Annotated in this window: 14 protein-coding genes; 8 read left to right on the forward strand and 6 right to left on the reverse strand. The window is 66.0% G+C overall.

Translation table 11 applies throughout. The annotated features are described in order from the left end of the window. Nucleotides 1-120: 120 nt before the first annotated feature. The 3 genes from FFS18_RS06480 to FFS18_RS06490 form a co-directional block, all read right to left on the reverse strand. The gene (locus tag FFS18_RS06480; RefSeq protein WP_137870244.1) at nt 121-2,154 is read right to left on the reverse strand and encodes a transglycosylase domain-containing protein; all 2,034 of its coding nucleotides are present in this window, start codon (nt 2,152-2,154) and stop codon (nt 121-123) included. A gap of 99 nt (nt 2,155-2,253) precedes the next feature. After that, entirely contained in the window at nt 2,254-2,958 is a 705-nt protein-coding gene (hutC, locus tag FFS18_RS06485; protein ID WP_137870245.1) for a histidine utilization transcriptional repressor HutC, read from the reverse strand. Next, the gene (locus tag FFS18_RS06490; RefSeq protein ID WP_137870246.1) at nt 2,955-4,304 is read right to left on the reverse strand and encodes a formimidoylglutamate deiminase; all 1,350 of its coding nucleotides are present in this window, start codon (nt 4,302-4,304) and stop codon (nt 2,955-2,957) included. The genes hutC and FFS18_RS06490 overlap by 4 nt, the downstream gene beginning before the upstream one ends. Nucleotides 4,305-4,333: 29 nt before the next feature. Here FFS18_RS06490 and hutI point away from each other — a divergent pair, with 29 nt between their 5' ends. The 6 genes from hutI (at nt 4,334) to FFS18_RS06520 (ending at nt 12,583) form a co-directional block, all read left to right on the forward strand. Then, complete coding sequence (hutI, locus tag FFS18_RS06495) at nt 4,334-5,545, forward strand: imidazolonepropionase (RefSeq protein WP_137870247.1); 1,212 nt, start codon at nt 4,334-4,336, stop codon at nt 5,543-5,545. Then, a complete protein-coding gene (hutH, locus tag FFS18_RS06500) occupies nt 5,542-7,083 on the forward strand; it encodes a histidine ammonia-lyase (RefSeq protein WP_137870248.1) in 1,542 nt (513 codons plus the stop codon). The genes hutI and hutH overlap by 4 nt, the downstream gene beginning before the upstream one ends. After that, nucleotides 7,083-7,886 (forward strand): N-formylglutamate deformylase, encoded by an 804-nt coding sequence (gene hutG, locus FFS18_RS06505; protein WP_137870249.1) that lies wholly within the window; start codon nt 7,083-7,085, stop codon nt 7,884-7,886. Before hutH ends, hutG begins: the two co-directional genes overlap by 1 nt. Next, nucleotides 7,883-9,547 (forward strand): urocanate hydratase, encoded by a 1,665-nt coding sequence (hutU, locus tag FFS18_RS06510; RefSeq protein ID WP_137870250.1) that lies wholly within the window; start codon nt 7,883-7,885, stop codon nt 9,545-9,547. Before hutG ends, hutU begins: the two co-directional genes overlap by 4 nt. 118 nt (nt 9,548-9,665) lie before the next feature. Beyond that, on the forward strand, nt 9,666-11,036 hold the full coding sequence (gene rimO / locus FFS18_RS06515; RefSeq protein ID WP_137870251.1) for a 30S ribosomal protein S12 methylthiotransferase RimO: 1,371 nt from the start codon (nt 9,666-9,668) through the stop codon (nt 11,034-11,036). 113 nt (nt 11,037-11,149) lie between these two features. Then, the gene (locus FFS18_RS06520) at nt 11,150-12,583 is read left to right on the forward strand and encodes a DUF4403 family protein (RefSeq protein WP_249340330.1); all 1,434 of its coding nucleotides are present in this window, start codon (nt 11,150-11,152) and stop codon (nt 12,581-12,583) included. Here the strand turns inward: FFS18_RS06520 and FFS18_RS06525 are convergent, their stop codons facing one another. Together FFS18_RS06525 and FFS18_RS06530 are read right to left on the reverse strand one after the other, a co-directional pair. After that, complete coding sequence (locus FFS18_RS06525; protein ID WP_120215743.1) at nt 12,584-13,597, reverse strand: inorganic phosphate transporter; 1,014 nt, start codon at nt 13,595-13,597, stop codon at nt 12,584-12,586. Between the two features lie 15 nt (nt 13,598-13,612). Further along, complete coding sequence (locus FFS18_RS06530) at nt 13,613-14,737, reverse strand: DUF47 family protein (RefSeq protein ID WP_171005249.1); 1,125 nt, start codon at nt 14,735-14,737, stop codon at nt 13,613-13,615. 188 nt (nt 14,738-14,925) lie between these two features. Here FFS18_RS06530 and FFS18_RS06535 point away from each other — a divergent pair, with 188 nt between their 5' ends. Next, nucleotides 14,926-16,464, forward strand: a complete 1,539-nt coding sequence (locus FFS18_RS06535) for a flavin-containing monooxygenase (protein WP_249340335.1) — start codon at nt 14,926-14,928, stop codon at nt 16,462-16,464. Nucleotides 16,465-16,498: 34 nt separating this feature from the next. Here FFS18_RS06535 and FFS18_RS06540 read toward each other — a convergent pair whose 3' ends face one another. Further along, nucleotides 16,499-17,332, reverse strand: coding sequence for a DUF4163 domain-containing protein (locus FFS18_RS06540; protein ID WP_137870253.1), 834 nt, complete (start codon nt 17,330-17,332; stop codon nt 16,499-16,501). A 55-nt stretch (nt 17,333-17,387) separates the two neighbouring features. Between FFS18_RS06540 and FFS18_RS06545 the strand changes: the two genes are divergently transcribed. Continuing rightward, complete coding sequence (locus tag FFS18_RS06545) at nt 17,388-18,791, forward strand: leucyl aminopeptidase family protein (protein WP_137870254.1); 1,404 nt, start codon at nt 17,388-17,390, stop codon at nt 18,789-18,791. The last annotated feature ends 25 nt before the right edge of the window (nt 18,792-18,816 follow it).

The raw sequence follows: 18,816 nt of genomic DNA on the forward strand, positions 1-18,816 counted from the left end.
CCGGCTGATTTCGAACCGTAGCCCTGAGCTTGTCGAAGGGCGCTTATCCGAAAAGCGCCCTTCGACAAGCTCAGGGCTACGGAGACGGCGACATCGATGAGATTTGGCTTCCGCCGCCCCTTACGGCGGCGGCGGGACAGGCTCCGCAGGCGTCTCTTTCGGCAGCGGCAACCGCAGGTCGATCCGGCTGCCGTTGATTTCGGTCGAGATCACCGCGTCGCCGCTTTCGATGCCGACGCTGGTATTTTCGCCCACCGGAATGGCGCCGACGTCGGGAATATCCTGCGGCTCGACCGGCCCGCGCGGGTTCGTCTCGCGCCGCGGCGCCGCTTTCTGCCCCGACGCCTGCATCATGAAGTCGCGCCAGATTCGTGCCGGGAGGCCGCCGCCCGAAATGCCGCGCAGCGGGCTGTTATCATCGTTGCCGATCCACACCCCGACCACCAGCCCGTTGGCATAGCCCACAAACAGCGCGTCGCGATTGTCCTGGCTCGTTCCGGTCTTACCGAAATTGGCCTGCGGCAGTCGCGCGGCGCGGCCGGTGCCGCGATTGACCGCGGCGCGCAACATCTGTTCGATGTCGTCATGCACCCCCGACCCAAAGCGGCTGGGTCCCGAGATCAGATTTTCGAACCACCCCTTTTCCTCGCCCTTGAACGCGTGCGGAACGACCGGATAGCTGTTCGCGGCAACCGCGGCATAAGCGGCGGTGAGTTCGAGCAGGGTCATGCTCGAAGTGCCGAGCGCGAGGCTGGGGTCGCCCTTGGTCATCGGCGCGGTGACGCCCAGGTCGCGCGCCATGCCGATCACCTTGTCGTCGCCGACCTCGCGCAGCAGGCGGACCGCGGCGACATTGCTCGACGTCGCAAAGGCGTCCTCGAGGCTGATTTCCTTTGAGTATGTGCCGCCCGAATTTTTCGGCTGATACGCGCCCGTCACGATCGCCTCGTTGCTGATCATGTCGTCGGGGTCCCAACCGTCCTTCAGCGCGGCGAGATAGACGAACAGCTTGAAGGTCGAGCCCGGCTGGCGCTTCGCCTGCGTCGCGCGATTGAAGGGCGACGCCGAATAGTCCTTGCCGCCGATCATCGCCACGACTTCGCCGTTCGGGCGCATCGCGACGAGCGCGACCTGCGCTTGGCCCAGCCCCGCCCGACCGGTAACGCGGCGCGCGATCGACTGGAGCCGCGCGTCGAGCGTCGTCGTGATCGTCTGGCGCGAATAGCCGACGTCGCTCAATTTGCGCGCCTCGGGCAGCGCCCAGTCGGCAAAATAGGTCCCGGTCGGCAGCGTGTTGCGGGTGCGCACGTCGATGCGCGGGGTGCGGATCGCCCTGGCTTCGGCGGCGGTCATGGTGCCGGTGTCGACCATCGCGTTCAGCACCAGCTTCATGCGCTTTTCAGCCAGGTCGGGGTTCTTGGTCGGCGCAAGCCGCGACGGCGCCTGCACCAGCCCCGCCAGCATCGCCGCCTGCGCCGGGGTCAGTTTTTCGGGCTGGCGATAGAAATAATGCAGCGACGCGGCGCGCAGGCCATAGGTATTGTCGCCGAAATAGGCGTTCGACAGATAGCGTTCGAGGATCTCGTCCTTGGTCAGCCACGCTTCGAGCCAGAAGGCGATCAGCGCCTCGCGCGCCTTGCGGCCGAGGGTGCGTTTCGGGGTCAGGAAGGTGAATTTCGCCAGCTGCTGGGTGATCGTGCTGCCGCCCTGCGTCCGCCCGCCGGTGAGATTGCTCCACACCGCGCGCGCGATGCTGCGCGGATCGACCCCCCAATGACTGTAAAAGCGACGGTCCTCGATCGCGAGGAAGGCGCCGGTGACGTGTTTCGGCAGGTCGGCGGCCTTCACCGGCGCATCGACGATCGCGCCCGACCGCGCGATCGGGGTGCCGTCCGACGCGAGCAGGGTAACCTGCGGCGGGGCGATCGGTTCGAGCGATTTTGACAGGGGGGCGGTGAGCGCCAGCCAGCCGACGAGCAGGATGAAGAGGATGCAGAAGACCGCAAAGCCGCGTGAGATCCGCCGCCACCATTTGCGCCGCCGCGTCTCTGGCACGGCCACGGGCGGCGCGTCGAATACCGGCGTATCGGGCGCAGGAAAAGACGGCGCGACGGGCACCGGATCGGGGGTCTTGGATTTAAGGAACCAGATCATGCTCGATTACCGTATTAATATCGCAATACAGCATAAGCAAATACCTTGTGCGGCGGCCCGCGGAAGCGCGGTGCGAGATGTGCCGGTGGCATGCAAATTTCAGCCGGGATCACGCTTACCCGCCCCGGCCTGAAATTCGGCCACCAGGTCGAAACGGTCGCCGCGGAAAAGCTGGCGGACATGGGTAACCGGACGGTCGCCGCGCCAGGTATCGCGTTCGAGCTCGAGGCAGGCGGCGCCGCTGCCGGTCGCCAGCGCCGCGGCTTCGGCGCGGGTGGCGGCGACGGCGCGCACGACATGCCGCGCCGAGGTCCAGGGAATATGCGCGAGCAGCCAGGTTCCGGGCGCCTCGGCGGCGAAGTTCGCTTCGGCTGCGGCGGGGACTTCGGCGAGTTCGATCGTGCGATTCTCGAGCGCAAAGGGTTCGTCGGCGGCAAAGTGAATGCCGTCGATCTGGAGCGTGTCGGCGCCGCCTGCATTTTTGCGGCGCAGGATCGCGCGCGCTTCCCAGCGATAGGATTCACCGCGCGCGGCGATCAGCTCGGCAAGGTCGGGTACGGTCATCACCGCCGAATGCACCGGCGGATGCGCGACGAACGACCCGGCCTTGCGGCGCCGTTCGACCAGTCCCGCCGCGACGAGTTCGGCCAGCGCCTTGCTGACCGTTGCGCGCGCACAGCCGTAGCGTGCCGCGAGCTCCTGTTCGATCGGGATGCGCGTGCCGGGTTTCCATTCGCCCGAGTGGATGCGGCCCTCAATATCCTCGCGGATCCGGCGCGCGGGGTTCGGCGCCGCGCGCGTCACGCGACGATCCGCGCGACGCTTTTGCGATAAGCGGCGGCGATGGCGGCGCGATCGACATGGCGCCCCTGCACGACGCGCTTCACCCCGGCGCGCCAGACGCAGTCGATCGTCCCTGCCCCGCCCGCAAAAATCCAGCGATCGAGCAGCGTCGCATCGTCGGTCCCTGCAAAGCTCGGGTGACCGAGGTCGAGCGAGACGATGTCGGCGGGCTGGCCGACCGCGAAGCCCGCTTCGACCCCCAGCCCCTGTGCGCCACCGGCGAGCGCCCGGGCGTAGAGGTTGGCGCCGACGAAGGGCGCAGTCTCGCCCGCCAGCAGGGCGCGCGCACGATGCGCAAGCCGCTGCGAATATTCGAGCGCGCGCAGCTCGCCCGCGGCATCGATCAGGATATTGCTGTCGGTGCCGACCCCGAACGCGCCGCCCGCCGCGAGATAGTCGATCGCGGGGAAGATACCGTCGCCAAGGTTCGCCTCGGTAATCGGACAAAGCCCGGCGACCGCCCCCGCGGCGGCGAGCCGCGGCGCCTCGCGCGCATCGACATGCGTCGAATGGATGAGGCACCAGCGTTCGTTGACCCCGGCATTGTCGAGCAGCCATTCGACCGGCCGCGCACCACTCCACGCGACGCAATCCTCGACCTCTTTCACCTGTTCGGCGGCGTGGATATGGACCGGGCCGGTAGGCGACATGGCGAGGAGCGCCGCCAACTCGTCGGGTCCGACGGCGCGCAGCGAGTGCGGTGCAATGCCGATATTGGCGTCGCCGGCCAGCTTGGCGCGCGCGCCGTCGAGCAGCCGTGCGAAACCGTCGATGTCGCAGAGAAAGCGGCGCTGGCCGGGGCTTGGTGCTGCCCCGCCGAAATTGCCGTGCGCGTAGAATACCGGGAGCAGGGTCAGGCCGATCCCGGTCGCCGCGCTGGCCTCAACGATCGCGCCCGCCATTTGAGCGGGGTCGGCGTAGGTCGCGCCCGCCGGATCATGGTGCAGATAGTGGAATTCGCCGACGCGGGTGAACCCGCCCTCGAGCATTTCGGCATAGGCCTGCGCGGTGATCGCCGCGACATCCTCGGGCGTCAGCCGGTCGAGGAAGCGGTACATGATCTCGCGCCAGCTCCAGAAATTATCGTCGGGGCGGCTGCGGCGCTCCGAAAGCCCCGCCATGCCGCGCTGGAACCCATGACTGTGGACATTGCACAAACCGGGCAGCGCCGCGGCGTGGCGTTCGTCGCCGGGCGCCGCCGCGATACCCGCTTCAACCGCGGAAATCCGACCAGCTTCGATCGTCAGGCGCACATCACGCTGCCAGCCATTGTCGATCCACGCGCGCTGAAACCAATAAGCCATCATCGTCAACCTTCATATTATGTCTAGACATAATGACCCATTCGGGAGATGTTGTCCAGATGAAGCATAGCTGGACCAACGCGCGACTCGCGACGATGACCGATGACGGGCTGGGGCTGATCGACGATGGCGTCGTCACGGCCGAGGACGGGCGCATCGTCTATGCCGGACCCGCCGACGGCGCGCCGGGCAAGGCGGCGGACAGCACCGATTGCGGCGGCCGGTTGATCACCCCCGGGCTGATCGATTGCCACACGCACCTCGTCCACGGCGGCAATCGCGCGAACGAATGGGCGATGCGGCTCGACGGCGCGAGCTACGAGGACATTGCCCGCGCTGGCGGCGGGATCGTGTCGACGATGCGCGCGACGCGCGACGCGAGCGAGGCCGAGCTCGTCGAAAGCGCGCTGCCGCGCCTCGACGCGCTGCTCGCCGAAGGCGTCACGACGATCGAGATCAAGTCGGGCTATGGCCTGTCGACGGAAGACGAGATCAAGATGCTGCGCGCGGCGCGCGCGCTCGGCGAGCAGCGGCGGGTCCGCGTCGCGCCGACCTTTCTGGGCGCCCATGCGCTACCCCCCGAATATAAGGGCGACAGCGACGCCTATATCGACCTTGTCGTCGATGCGATGATCCCGGCCGCGGCGCCGCTCGCGACCGCAGTCGACGCTTTTTGCGAAGGCATCGGCTTCTCGCCCGCGCAGTGCGAGCGCGTGATTGAGGTGGCGAAAGCGCATGGCCTCGCGGTGAAGCTCCACGCCGAGCAATTGTCGGCGCTGCACGGCAGTGCGCTTGCGGCAAGGCATGGGGCGCTATCGGCCGATCATCTGGAACATGCGACCGACGACGACGTCCGCGCGATGGCGGCGGCGGGGACAGTCGCGGTGCTGCTGCCCGGCGCCTATTATTTCATGCGCGAGACGAAATTGCCGCCGATCGCCGCGATGCGCCGCCACGGCACGCGAATTGCGCTGGCGACCGATTGCAACCCCGGCACCTCGCCGGTGACCTCGCTGCTGCTCATGCTCAACATGGGCGCGACGCTGTTCGGGCTGACCGTTGTTGAGGCTTTGCGCGGGGTGACGGTGAACGCTGCCGCGGCGCTGGGTCTTGGCGCCGAGATCGGCACGCTCGAACCCGGCAAGGCCTGCGACCTCGCGATCTGGGACGTCAGCGACCCCGCCGAGCTGGTCTATCGCATCGGTTTCAACCCGCTTTACCAACGCATCAAGGACGGCCAATGACATTTGTGACGATCACCCCCGGCGCAATGACGCTGACCGACTGGCGCGCCATTTATGATGGCGCGGGCGCGGCGCTCGATGCCGCGGCATGGGGTGCGATCGACGCAAGCGCCGCCGCGGTGGCGCGGATCGTTGCTAAGGGCGCCCCCGTCTATGGCATCAACACCGGTTTCGGAAAGCTGGCCAGCGTACGCATCGCGAGCGATGATCTGGCGACGCTCCAGCGCAATATCCTGCTCAGCCACGCGGCGGGGACCGGCGCGCCCTCGCCCACCCCCGTCGTCCGCCTGATGATGGCGCTCAAGCTCGCGAGCTTTGGCGTCGGTGCCTCGGGGGTGCGGCGCGAAACGGTGGCGATGCTCGAGGCGATGCTAGACCGGGGCTTGATCCCCGTCGTCCCGTCGCAGGGATCGGTCGGCGCGAGCGGCGACCTTGCGCCGCTGTCGCACATGGCCGCGGCGATGATCGGGGTCGGCGACATCGAGTTTGGCGGCGAAACGAAGCCCGCCGCCGAGGCGCTGGCACAGGCGGGCCTGGCGCCGCTCGAACTCGGCCCGAAGGAAGGGCTGGCGCTGCTTAACGGCACGCAATTTTCCACCGCCAACGCACTCGCGGGGCTGTTCCGCGCCGAAACGGTGTTCCGCTCGGCGCTGATCACTGGCGCGCTCTCGACCGAAGCCGCCAAAGGCTCCGACGCGCCGTTCGACCCGCGCATCCACGCGCTGCGCGGCCATGCCGGGCAGCGAGAGGTGGGCGACGCGCTGCGCGGATTGATGGCGGGATCGGCGATCCGCGCCTCGCACGCGGTCGACGATCCGCGCGTGCAGGATCCCTACTGCCTTCGCTGCCAGCCGCAGGTGATGGGCGCGGTGCTCGATCTGCTCCGCCAAGCCGCGACAACGCTCGGCGTCGAAGCCAATGGCGTCTCCGACAATCCGCTGATCTTCGCCGACGCTGGTCCGTTTGGGGACGAAGCCCTGTCGGGCGGCAATTTCCACGCCGAACCCGTGGCATTCGCCGCCGACATGATCGCCATGGCGCTGTGCGAGATCGGCTCCATCTCCGAGCGCCGCATCGCGATGCTCGTGGATCCGGCCTTGTCGGGCCTCCCCGCCTTCCTCACCCCGCGCCCCGGCCTCAACTCGGGCTTCATGATCCCGCAGGTGACCGCCGCCGCACTCGTCAGCGAGAACAAGCAGCGCGCCTATCCCGCCAGCGTGGACTCGATCCCGACGAGCGCCAATCAGGAGGATCATGTGTCGATGGCCGCGCACGGCGCGCGCCGTCTCCTTGAGATGGCCGACAATGTCAGCGCGGTGCTGGGGATCGAGCTGCTCGCGGCGTGTCAGGGCGTCGATTTCCACGCGCCGCTCGTATCGAGCGACGCGCTGGAAGCGGCGCGCCGGCATCTCCGCGCCGCGGTTCCGACGCTCGAGGACGACCGCCATTTCTATCCCGATATGGAAGCGGCGACCGCACTGATCCGCGACGGCAGCCTAGTCGCCGCGGTTCCTGCCGACCTGCCGGGTCTCGGCTGATGGAGTGGCTGCGCGTCCATCGCGGCGACGCGCCGCTCGTCATCGCCTTCCCGCATGGCGGCACCGACCTCGCGGGTCTGGACGCGCAATTCGTCTCGCCCTGGCGCGCGCAGATCGACACCGACTGGTGGATTGCGGACCTCTACGCCTTCGCCGCCGATTTGGGCGCGACATTGGTCGCGACCGATATTTCGCGCAGCGTGATCGACATGAACCGCGATCCGTCGGGTGCGTCGCTCTATCCCGGGCAGGCAACGACCGAACTCTGCCCGACCACCACCTTCGACGGCGAGCCGCTCTATCGCTTCGACCAGCCCGACGAGGCATCGATCACCCAGCGGCTCAATCTCTATCACCGCCCCTATCATGACGCGCTGAGCGAAGAACTGAGCCGGCTGAAAGCCGCGCACGGCCGCGTCGTGCTGTACGACGCCCATTCGATCCGCAGCCACGTCCCGCGCCTGTTCGACGGCGAGCTGCCGCAGTTCAACATCGGCACCAACGGCGGCACAACCTGCCATCCAAGGCTGGAAACGATTATCGCCAATATCTGCGGCGCGAGCGGGTACAGCCATGTCGTCAACGGCCGCTTCAAGGGCGGCTGGACGACCCGTCACTACGGCCAGCCTGAGGACGGCATTCACGCCATCCAGATGGAACTCGCCCAGCGCGGCTACATGGCGGAACCCGACCCAATCACCCACGCCAACTGGCCGTCCCCCATCGACCCCAACCCCGCGATCCGGCCCGTGCTGGAGCAAGTGATCGCCGCGACCCTCGACTTTGCGAAAGGACAAGCATGACCCGCCTCGACAACAGCCGCGTGATCCGCCCGGCGACCGGCCCCGAAATCACCGCCAAAAGCTGGCTGACCGAAGCGCCGATGCGGATGCTGATGAACAACCTGCATCCCGACGTCGCCGAGGCGCCGCACGAGCTGGTCGTCTATGGCGGCATCGGCCGTGCCGCGCGCGACTGGGAAAGCTATGACCGGATCGTCGAGACGCTGAAGCGGCTCGAAGGTGACGAGACCCTCCTCATTCAGTCGGGCAAGCCAGTCGGCGTTTTCCGCACCCACGAGAATGCCCCGCGCGTTCTGCTCGCCAATTCGAACCTCGTCCCCGAATGGGCGAATTGGGAACATTTCCACGAGCTCGATAAAAAAGGGCTGATGATGTACGGCCAGATGACCGCGGGCAGCTGGATCTATATCGGCAGCCAGGGCATCGTTCAGGGCACCTACGAAACCTTCGTCGAGATGGGGCGCCAGCATTATGGCGGTAGCCTCGCGGGCAAGTGGTTGCTCACCGCGGGCCTCGGCGGCATGGGCGGCGCGCAGCCGCTCGCGGCGGTGATGGCGGGCGCGAGCTGCCTTGCGATCGAATGCCAGCCGAGCCGCATCGAAATGCGCCTCAGAACCGGCTATCTCGACAAGCAGGCATCGAGCATCGACGAAGCGATCGCGATGATCGACGCCAGCCATGCCGAGGGCAAGCCCGTCTCGGTCGGCCTGCTCGGCAACGCTGCGGAGATCCTGCCCGAGATGGTGCGCCGCGGCATCCGCCCCGACCTCTTGACCGATCAGACGTCGGCGCACGACCCCGTCAACGGCTATCTCCCCGCGGGCTGGACGCTCGACGAGTGGTTTTCGAAGCGCGAGAGCGATCCCGCTGCGGTCGCCAAGGCGGCAAAGGCGTCGATGGCCGTCCATGTGCAGGCGATGCTCGACATGCAGGCCGCAGGCGTGCCGACGACCGACTATGGCAACAACATTCGCCAGATGGCGAAGGACGAGGGCGTCGAGAACGCGTTCGACTTCCCGGGCTTCGTCCCCGCCTATGTCCGCCCGCTCTTCTGCCGCGGCATCGGCCCGTTCCGCTGGGCCGCGCTGTCGGGCGATCCCGAGGACATCTACAAGACCGACGCCAAGGTGAAGGAGCTGCTTCCCGACAACACGCACCTCCACAACTGGCTCGACATGGCGCGCGAGAAGATCCAGTTCCAGGGTCTTCCCGCACGCATCTGCTGGGTCGGGCTCGGCGACCGTCACCGGCTCGGCCTTGCCTTCAACGAGATGGTCGCGAACGGCGAACTCAAGGCGCCGGTCGTCATCGGCCGCGACCATCTCGATTCGGGCTCGGTCGCCTCACCGAACCGCGAAACCGAAGCGATGCGCGACGGGTCCGACGCAGTTTCGGACTGGCCTTTGCTTAATGCCTTGCTCAACACCGCGTCGGGCGCGACCTGGGTGTCGCTCCACCATGGCGGCGGCGTCGGCATGGGCTATTCGCAGCACAGCGGCATGGTGATCGTCGCCGACGGCACGCACGAAGCGGCGAAGCGGCTGGAGCGCGTGCTGTGGAACGACCCCGGCACCGGCGTGATGCGCCACGCCGACGCAGGTTATGACATCGCGATCAACTGCGCGCGCGAAAAGGGGCTCGACCTGCCCAGTTTGGGGTGAGGGTTCGGGGGCAGCGGAGCGATAGGAGCGGCTTTGGCTGGATCCGAACGCTTCGCGCCGCACCCACGACAGCATCGCGTGACAAACCGCAAAAAATCGCTTATGCGCGCCCGCAATCATGACAGTCACAACGCTCCCCACCCAGCCGAAGGTCGGCATGGTTTCGCTCGGCTGCCCCAAGGCATTGGTCGATAGCGAACGGATTCTGACCAAGCTGCGCGCAGACGGTTACGGCCTGTCGCCCGATTATGCGGGCGCCGACGTCGTGCTGGTCAACACCTGCGGCTTCCTCGACTCGGCGAAAGAGGAAAGCCTCGAGGCGATCGGCGAAGCGATGGCGGAGAATGGCCGCGTCATCGTGACCGGCTGCATGGGCAATGAAGCCGAGGTTATCCGCGCGCGTTTTCCCAACGTCCTCGCGGTCACGGGCGCGCATCAGTATGAGCAGGTAGTCGATGCGGTCCACGACGCCGCGCCGCCGACGCAGGGGCCGTTCGTCGACCTCGTTCCCGAGGGCGGGCTGAAGCTCACCCCGCGGCACTATAGCTATTTGAAGATTTCCGAAGGCTGCAACCACAGCTGCGCCTTCTGCATCATCCCGGATCTGCGCGGCAAACTCGTCAGCCGCCGCATCGACGCGGTGCTCCGCGAAGCCGAAAAGCTCGTCGCCGCGGGGACCAAGGAGCTGCTGGTGATCAGCCAGGACACCTCGGCTTACGGCGTCGATATCAGGCATGATCCGCGCCAGTGGCATGGCCGCGAAGTCCGCGCCCATATGACCGACCTCGCCCGCGAACTCGGCCAGCTGCGCACCAGCGAAGGCCGCGCCCCATGGGTGCGGCTGCACTATGTCTATCCCTACCCGCATGTCGACGCGGTTATTCCGCTGATGGCCGAGGGATTGCTTACCCCTTATCTCGACATCCCTTTCCAGCACGCGAGCCCGAGCGTCCTCAAGCGCATGAAGCGCCCCGCGAACGAGGCGAAGGTGCTCGAGCGGCTGAAAAGCTGGCGCGCGATCGCGCCCGACATCGCAATCCGCTCGAGCTTCGTCGTCGGCTTCCCCGGCGAGACCGAAGAAGATTTCCGATATCTCCTCGACTGGCTCGACGAGGCGCAGCTTGACCGCGTCGGCGCCTTCCGTTTCGAACCCGTCGCGGGAGCGCAGGCGAACGCCCTGCCCGACCCGGTGCCCGAAGAGGTCAAGGAAGAACGCTTCCAGCGGATCATGGCGAAAACCGCCGCGATCAGCGCCGCGAAGCTCGACGCCAAGATCGGCCGCACGCTGCCCGTGATCATCGACGAGGTTGGCGAGGCGGACGAAGATGGCAGCATCGGTGCGACGGGCCGGTCACAGGCCGACGCCCCCGAGATCGACGGCCATGTCTACCTCCGCGACGTCGCCGCGACGCTGAAGGCGGGCGACATCGTCGATGTCGAGATCGAGGACGCCGACGAGCATGACCTGTTCGGGGTGATCGCCGCCTGACCCGGAAATTGTTGGAACAACCTTTACCGACTGGTGTTACCATGGGGGCATCAATCGGGGGCTGAGACATGCGGGCGATCAACTTGTTGGCCGTGGCCATAGCGTCGGCAAGCATGCTCACGGCATGCGACCGCGAGGTTGAGGTCGAACCGCCACCGCGATCCACCGATAAAGCCCCTTCCCCGTCGCAAAAATCGCTGATCGCGGTCCCTATCAACGCCGATACCAGCGCGCTCAAACGGGCGCTGGAGCGTGCTGTCCCCAAGACGCTGTGGACGATCAACCGGCGCGAGCGCGCGTGCGTCAAGCCGCAGCGGGTCAAGGTGTTTGGCAAGAAGGTCAAGGTGACGCCGCCGATCGCCTGCACCATCGTCGGGCGCGTCACGCGCGGGGCGTTGCGGCTGCGCGGGGTGGGCGACGAAATTATCGTCGACGTGCCGCTCAATGCCACGATCGCGGCGCGCGACGTCGGCGGGGTGCTGAAGGGCGAGACCGCGACCGGCGCCGCGATGGCGCATGCGCGCGTGAGGATCGACGTCACCCCCGACTGGCGTACGCGCGGCACGGCGCGGATCAGCTATGGCTGGACCAAGGCGCCCGGGATCGATTTCCTGGGCAAGCGCATCACCTTTACCGACGAGGCCGATGCCAAGCTCAAGCCCGTCGTGCGCGACGTCGAGCGTGAGGTGAACCGCGAAATAGCCCGCATCGACATCCGCAAACAAGCCGCCGATGTCTGGCGGCAGAGCTTCACCGCGCTCGAGCTTAATCGCGAAAACCCGCCGGTGTGGATGCGCGTCACGCCGCTGCGCATCCTCTATGGCGGGTATCGGATGGAAGGGCAGCAAATGCGGCTCAACCTGGGGCTGGAGGCGATCACCGAAACCTTTGTCTCGGGCCGACCCGCCGATCCCACCCCGACGCCCTTGCCGACCATGGTTCGCGAAAAACCGACGCCGCACTTTGACGTGCGGGTGCCCGTGCTCGCCGACTATGCGCAGTTGCAACCCGTCGTCGATCGCGCGCTCAAGAAACGGTCGGCGCGGCCGTTCGACCTGCCCAAGGTCGGCCCGATGATGGTCAAGTTCGGGCCGTCGACAATCTATGGCGCGCCGGACGGGCGCGTCGCGTTGGGCGTCGATGTCGCGATGCGGCTCGCCAGTCGCAGCGGCGAACCGACCCATGGCCGCATCTGGATGACCGCGGTACCGGTCAACAAACCGGGGTCGGCCGAGGTGCGCTTTACCGACCTGCTGATCACCGGCGATACCGACGGAGTCGGCGGCGACCTGCTCATCGCGCTCGGACAGAATCCCGGCTTTGCGCCGCTGATCGCTGACGCCCTGACCCAGAATTTCACCCGCGACCTTGGCGAGTTGCAGGGCAAGATCAAGCGCGCGGTCGACCAGCGCCGCGAAGGCGCCTTTGTCATTCGTACCCAGATCGACGGGTTCGAAATCGGCGCGATCAAGGCCTATGGCAATGGGCTGTATCTGCCGGTGCGCATGGTCGGTGGCGCGCGCGTCGACTACCGCCCGGCGCGCTGATCAGAACAGCCGCGTGATGCCGTAGAACGCCGCCGCCACCACCGCGCTCGCGGGAATGGTGATGAACCACGCCGCGACGACGTTGCTCGCCACGCCCCAGCGTACGGCGCTGGCGCGGCGGGCGACGCCGGCGCCGATGATGCTGCCGGTGATCGTGTGCGTCGTCGACACCGGGATGCCAAGCAGGCTGGCGGTGAACACCATGATCGACCCGCCGGTCGAGGCCGCGAAACCCTGATGGTGCGACAGCTTGGTGATCCGCCCGCCCATGGTCTCGATGATCTTCCACCCGCCCGACAGGGTGCCTAGCGCGATCGCGACATAGCAGCTGAACGCCACCCAGTGCGGGACATGAAACTCGCCCTGCAGATAGCCGGTCGAATATAGCAGCACCGCGATTATCCCCATCGTCTTTTGCGCGTCGTTCAGCCCGTGGCTGACCGAATAGGCAGCCGATGACAGCAGGTGGAGGCGGCGAAAGGTTTTTTCGGCGAATTTGGCGGTGGCGCGGTGCAGCGCCCAGCTGCTGACCAGCATCACCAGCATCGCCAGCAACATGCCCAGCATCGGCGAGAGGAAGATCGCGATGACGGTTTTGTTGAGCCCCGTCCACTCGATTCCCTCGAACCCCGCGTGCGCGACCCCTGCGCCGACGATGCCGCCAACGAGCGCGTGGCTCGACGACGACGGAATGCCCTTCAGCCAGGTGACGATGTTCCAGAACATCGCGCCGACCAGCGCCCCGAACACCACCGCCGGGGTCACCAGATCCTTGTCGATGATCCCCTTGCCGATCGTCTCGGCAACCTTGTGAAGTTCGGGAAAGATGATCGACAGGAAATAGGCGGCAAAATTGAAGAAAGCGGCAAAAACCACTGCCTGCACCGGACGCAATAGGCGCGTCGCAACGACGGTCGCGATGCTGTTCGCCGCGTCGTGGAGTCCGTTCAGGAAATCGAACGCCAGCGCCAGGATGATCAGGCCGACGAGGAGCGGGAAAGCGAGTTCGTGCATGGTTTGCGCCCCCGCTTATGCGTGGTCGATGACCAGGCCGTCGATCTCGTTCGCGACATCCTCGAAGCTGTCGGTCACGCGCTCCAGATGACGATAGAGTTCGCGCCCGATCAGGAAGCGGGCGCTGTTCGACTGCCCATGTTCCTTGAACAAGCGCTTGAGCCCCGCCGCGTGGATTTCGTCGGCATGACCTTCCATCCGTACCAGTCGCTCGGTCAGTTCATGCAGGCGCGTCGCGTTGGCCGAAATATTGCGCAGCAGAGGCAGCGCCTCCGCGGTCAAGCGCGCCGCGTCGACGATGATGCCGCCAATGTCGCGCATTTCGGGTTCGAATTCTGTGACATCATACAGATCGACGGCGCCCGCGGTCTTTTGCATCTCGTCGATCGCATCGTCCATCGACGCGATCAGATCGGTGATCGCGCTGCGGTCGAACGGGGTCAGGAAGGTGCGGCGAACCGTCTGGAGCACTTCGCGGGTGATCGCATCGGCGTCATGTTCGCGCTCGATGATTTCCTGGACATGGTCGGCCATCCCCTCGCCGCCCTGCAACATGCGCGACAGCGCATTGGCGCCGGCGACCAGCGTCGCGGCATGGCTTTCGAACAATTCAAAGAAATTTCCCTGTCGCGGCAGCAATCGCTGAAACCATGCGAACATTCGGCTTACCCCTGCTTTTTCGGCTACATCCAGGACGACGCTGCGCGGTGCGGCGACGGCGCGAAAACCGCCATCGCCGAACGAGCGGATCAACGCCTGCAAATCGGGTTCCTCGACCGCCGAAGCGGCATCGCGGAACGAGAACCATTTGCGTTCGCGTTCGTCCATTTCCTTCCACTCGGCGAGCTCGTTGGTCACGGCGAGCGGAAAGACTTCGACATTGTACATGATCGCCGCGCCGTTCGCGCGGCGCTTGCGATATTCATAACTGCCGATCGGGGTCGGACAGACAGAGCCGGTTACGCCCGCTTCCTCCTCCGCCTCGATCGCCGCCGCGGCATGGCGCGTCATTCCGGTCAACGGATTGCCCTTTGGTACCACCCAGCGCTTGGTCTCGCGCGACGTGATCAGCAGGATTTCGGTCGGGCCATCGTGCGCCGCGCCGCTGAAGCGATAGGGAAGGACAGCGATCTGACGCACGGGCTCTATCCTTTCCTGCAAGGGCGGGCGCGGCGGCCCAAGGTGACAAAATCGTTACGCCCCTATGACAATATTGTGACAGCGACAAGCGGGCTTCACCGCGTCGCTGCTTTCCGTAAACGTCAATTCGATTGCAAAATGCAACGCGGTGCGTAATCTGCCTTCAAACATAGTCGGGAGACAGGATGATGGCAGGCACGGCGACGATGGAACGCCCCGCGAACGCGAACGCTGCACCAGTCGATCAGGATGTGCTGATCGTCGGCGCGGGCATCTCGGGCATCGGCATGGCGGTGCATTTGCAGATGCATTGCCCCGATCGCAGCTTTGCCCTGGTCGAGCGCCGCGCCAATCTGGGCGGTACCTGGGACCTGTTCCGCTATCCCGGCATCCGGTCGGACAGCGACATGCATACGCTGGGGTTCGTGTTTGAACCCTGGAAGCATGAAAAATCGATCGCCGACGGTCCGTCGATCCTGGAATATCTGAACCGCATCGTCGACGAACGCCATATCCGCGAGCGCATCCGTTTCGACCGCAAGGTCGTCGGGGCCGATTGGGACAGCACGGCTGCGCGCTGGACGGTGACGCTGGAGGATGCCGCGGGCGGGACATCGACCACCACCGCGCGCTGGCTGTACCTCGGCGCGGGCTATTATGACTATGACGAGCCGTTCGACGCCAATTTCACCGGGCGCGAGGATTTCCAGGGGCAGATCATCCATCCGCAGTTCTGGCCCGAAAATCTGGACTATGCGGGCAAGAAGGTGGTGGTGATTGGATCGGGCGCGACCGCGGTCACGATCGTCCCGTCGATGGCCGACAAGGCCGCGCATGTGACGATGCTGCAACGCACCCCGACCTGGTATTTCATCCGTCCGGCAAAGGACGGGCTGGCAAATTTCCTGCGTAAATTCCTGCCCGAGGAGCTGGCGTACAAGATCACCCGCTTCAAGAATGTCCGCCTGCAAGACATCGCCTTTCGGCGCGCGCGCGAAAAGCCCGAAAAGGTCAAGGAATTCCTGACCAACAAGCTGAAGGCGAGCCTCGGCGACCGCTATGATGCCAAGGCGTTTACCCCGCCCTATAACCCATGGGATCAACGGCTGTGCCTCGTCCCCGATGCCGATTTCTTTGAGGCGATGAAGGCCGATAAGGCGTCGGTCGTCACCGACCATATCGAACGCTTTGACGCGACGGGCATCCAGCTGAAATCGGGCCAGCATCTGGACGCCGACATCATCGTCACCGCGACGGGGCTGAAGCTGGCCGTCGCGGGCAAGATTCCGGTGCGTGTCGATGGCGAAACCGTCAACTGGCACGATCATTTCTATTACAAGGCGTGCATGTTTTCGAACGTGCCAAACTTCTCGGCGGTATTCGGCTATCTCAACGCCAGCTGGACGCTACGCGCCGACATCGTGTCGGAATATGTCTGCCGCGTGCTCAACCATATGCAGGCCATCGGGACGACGGTCGCAACCCCCGCGCTCGCCGATCCGGCGAGCCTGGAGGAAGAGAATGTCTTCGACTTCTCGTCGGGCTATATCCAGCGTTCGCTGCACATCATGCCCAAGAGCACGGTGGCGCTGCCCTGGCGGCTCAGCCAAAATTATGTGCAGGACCGGATCGACATGCGCAGCGGAGCGATCGACGACGGCGTGCTGACCTTTTCCAATGCGCGCGAAGCGGCAGCCGCTGCGAGCGAACTCGAAGCCGCCGAATAGCGTTTGGCGATGCAGCGCGGGGCGTGCGGCCACCTCAGTTGATGGGGAGCAGGTCGCGCTTGAACTCGTCCTTCGCCGCCGCGACGACCGCGCCGGTCATTGGCACGTTCACCCGATAGCTGCCCTCGGCAAAGGGACCGATTTCATAGGGGGCGATCGCGATCGTCATGCGGTCGAGATAACGTCCGTCGGACGATCCGATCCACACCGTCTGCGCCGATGCCGGGGGGCAGCCCGCGAACGGGCTGTCGGGCGCCTCTTCGCGGACGATGCCCTTCGCCGCTTTGGCGCGTTTGATCGCTGCGCAGAAAGGCTCGCGGATCGCGGCATCGAACGCCTCGCCGCTGGTGAACAGGTCGAGCGGTTGCAGCCGTTTGGCGCGATTGCGATCCCACAGCAGCGTCGCAAAGCTGGTCATGCCATGGGCGCCGCCGGTATAAGTCTGGATCTCCGCCGACAGGCTCAGGAAGCGCGGCGTGTTCGACACACGTTGCCATGTCTGCAAATGGCTATGCTTGCGATAGGGAAAGCCCGCTTTCTCGGCTGCGGCCTTGTCACGCCCCGCCGCCGCGATCAGGGCATCGCGCCTCGTCGCGCGGTCATTATCCAGCCACGCGGCGAGATCCGGAATCGTCGCGGCCTCACGCGGATAGGCGTAAGCAAACTCGATCAGGTCATTGCTTTCGCTGACGTTGGACGCTGCCGCGTTTTTCGCCTCCACGTCGGCTACGCCGTCAGGCGGCGCGCCGGGAACCGCAGCTGCGGCCGCCTGCTCGGCGGGCGTCGGCGGATCCTCGGCACAGGCGGCAAGCAGCGCCGCACCGGTCAGGAGCAGCAGGGCGGAACGGGGCCGAATTTCTGTCGTCATGTCAGCATAACGCCGGGAATCGACAAAATATCCCCGGCGGCCTAGCACCGTCGGCATGACCGACTATTCCGACCTGATCCAGCCCGACAAGGGGCAGGACGCGCGCACGATCCATCTTGTCGACAAAAAGGGCTATGACGAATGGCTCAAGAGCCGCAGCGCCCGCGAACGCGCGCACCTGGCCGCGGTCGGCTTCAAGCCCGACCCCTATGTCCACGCGATCCTGCCGGGTGACGACCCCGACAATTGGGCGGTCGTCACCACCGTCGCGAAGGTCGACAGCCTGTCGGCGTGGTGCCTTGCCAAACTGGGCCAGATCCTGCCCGCCGGACGCTATCGGCTCGAAGGTCAGCAACCCGGCAAGGCGCTGTTCGGGTGGATGAGCGCGCAATATCGTTTCGACACTTATCGCACGAAGGTCGAGAGCAAGGGGCCGCGCGTGCTGCTGACCAGCGATGTCGGCGCGATCGCACCGATGGTGGCCGAAATGCGCGCGGTCGCGCTGGTTCGCGACATGGTGAACACCCCCGCCGCCGATATGGGGCCCGCCGCGATCGAAAAGGCCGCCGAACGGATCGCCAAGGCGCATGGCGGCAAGCTGACCGTCACCAAGGGCGAGGCGCTGGAACAGGGCTATCCGATGATCCACGCGGTCGGACGTGCCGCCGCCAAGCACCACGCCCCACGGCTGATCGAGATCGAATGGGGCAAGGACGGCGACCCGCGCATCGCGTTGGTCGGCAAGGGGATCAGTTTCGACAGCGGCGGGCTCGACATCAAACCGGCGTCGGGCATGCGGCTGATGAAAAAGGATATGGGCGGCGCGGCGCATGTGCTGGCGCTCGCCGAACTGGTGATGGCGAGCGGGCTGCCGGTGCGGCTGCACTGTCTGGTCGCCGCGGCAGAAAATGCGATCTCCGCCGACGCCTTCCGTCCCGGTGACGTGCTGAAGAGCCGTCTTGGCCTGACGGTCGAGATCGGCAACACCGATGCCGAGGGCCGATTGGTGCTGGGCGACGCGCTGGCGAAGGCGGGCGAGGACAAGCCCGAGCTGATCATCGATTTCGCGACGCTGACCGGGGCCGCGCGCGTCGCGCTCGGTCCCGACCTCCCGCCGCTGTTCGCCAATGATGACGCGCTGGCCGACGCGATGCTGGCCGCCGGTACCGACCGCGACGATCCTTTGTGGCGAATGCCGCTATGGGACGGCTATGCCGAGCTCCTCGAAACCGACGTCGCCGACCTTGGCAATGCCGGCAGCTCGGCCTTTGCCGGGACGATCACCGCCGCGCTGTTTCTCAAACGCTTTGTACCCGATGGCGCGCTATGGGCGCATCTCGACACCTTTGCCTGGCGCCCGTCGGCCAAGCCCGGGCGGCCCAAGGGGGGCGCCGCGCTGGGGCTGCGCGCCGCATGGGCCATGCTGCAGGCGCGATACGACCGGCGCGGCAGGGGTTGAACATTCTTGATATGCGGACCCCGGC

It is taken from the genome of Sphingopyxis sp. 2PD (genome assembly GCF_005503695.1).
Taxonomy (GTDB): domain Bacteria; phylum Pseudomonadota; class Alphaproteobacteria; order Sphingomonadales; family Sphingomonadaceae; genus Sphingopyxis.

Coding starts and splice junctions, on each gene's coding strand:
- FFS18_RS06480 (WP_137870244.1), bottom strand. CDS start 2,154: ATGATCTGGTTCCTTAAATCCAAGACCCCCGATCCGGTGCCCGTCGCG.
- FFS18_RS06490 (WP_137870246.1), bottom strand. CDS start 4,304: ATGATGGCTTATTGGTTTCAGCGCGCGTGGATCGACAATGGCTGGCAG.
- hutI (WP_137870247.1), top strand. CDS start 4,334: ATGACCCATTCGGGAGATGTTGTCCAGATGAAGCATAGCTGGACCAAC.
- hutH (WP_137870248.1), top strand. CDS start 5,542: ATGACATTTGTGACGATCACCCCCGGCGCAATGACGCTGACCGACTGG.
- hutG (WP_137870249.1), top strand. CDS start 7,083: ATGGAGTGGCTGCGCGTCCATCGCGGCGACGCGCCGCTCGTCATCGCC.
- hutU (WP_137870250.1), top strand. CDS start 7,883: ATGACCCGCCTCGACAACAGCCGCGTGATCCGCCCGGCGACCGGCCCC.
- rimO (WP_137870251.1), top strand. CDS start 9,666: ATGACAGTCACAACGCTCCCCACCCAGCCGAAGGTCGGCATGGTTTCG.
- FFS18_RS06520 (WP_249340330.1), top strand. CDS start 11,150: ATGCTCACGGCATGCGACCGCGAGGTTGAGGTCGAACCGCCACCGCGA.
- FFS18_RS06525 (WP_120215743.1), bottom strand. CDS start 13,597: ATGCACGAACTCGCTTTCCCGCTCCTCGTCGGCCTGATCATCCTGGCG.
- FFS18_RS06535 (WP_249340335.1), top strand. CDS start 14,926: ATGGCAGGCACGGCGACGATGGAACGCCCCGCGAACGCGAACGCTGCA.
- FFS18_RS06540 (WP_137870253.1), bottom strand. CDS start 17,332: ATGACGACAGAAATTCGGCCCCGTTCCGCCCTGCTGCTCCTGACCGGT.
- FFS18_RS06545 (WP_137870254.1), top strand. CDS start 17,388: ATGACCGACTATTCCGACCTGATCCAGCCCGACAAGGGGCAGGACGCG.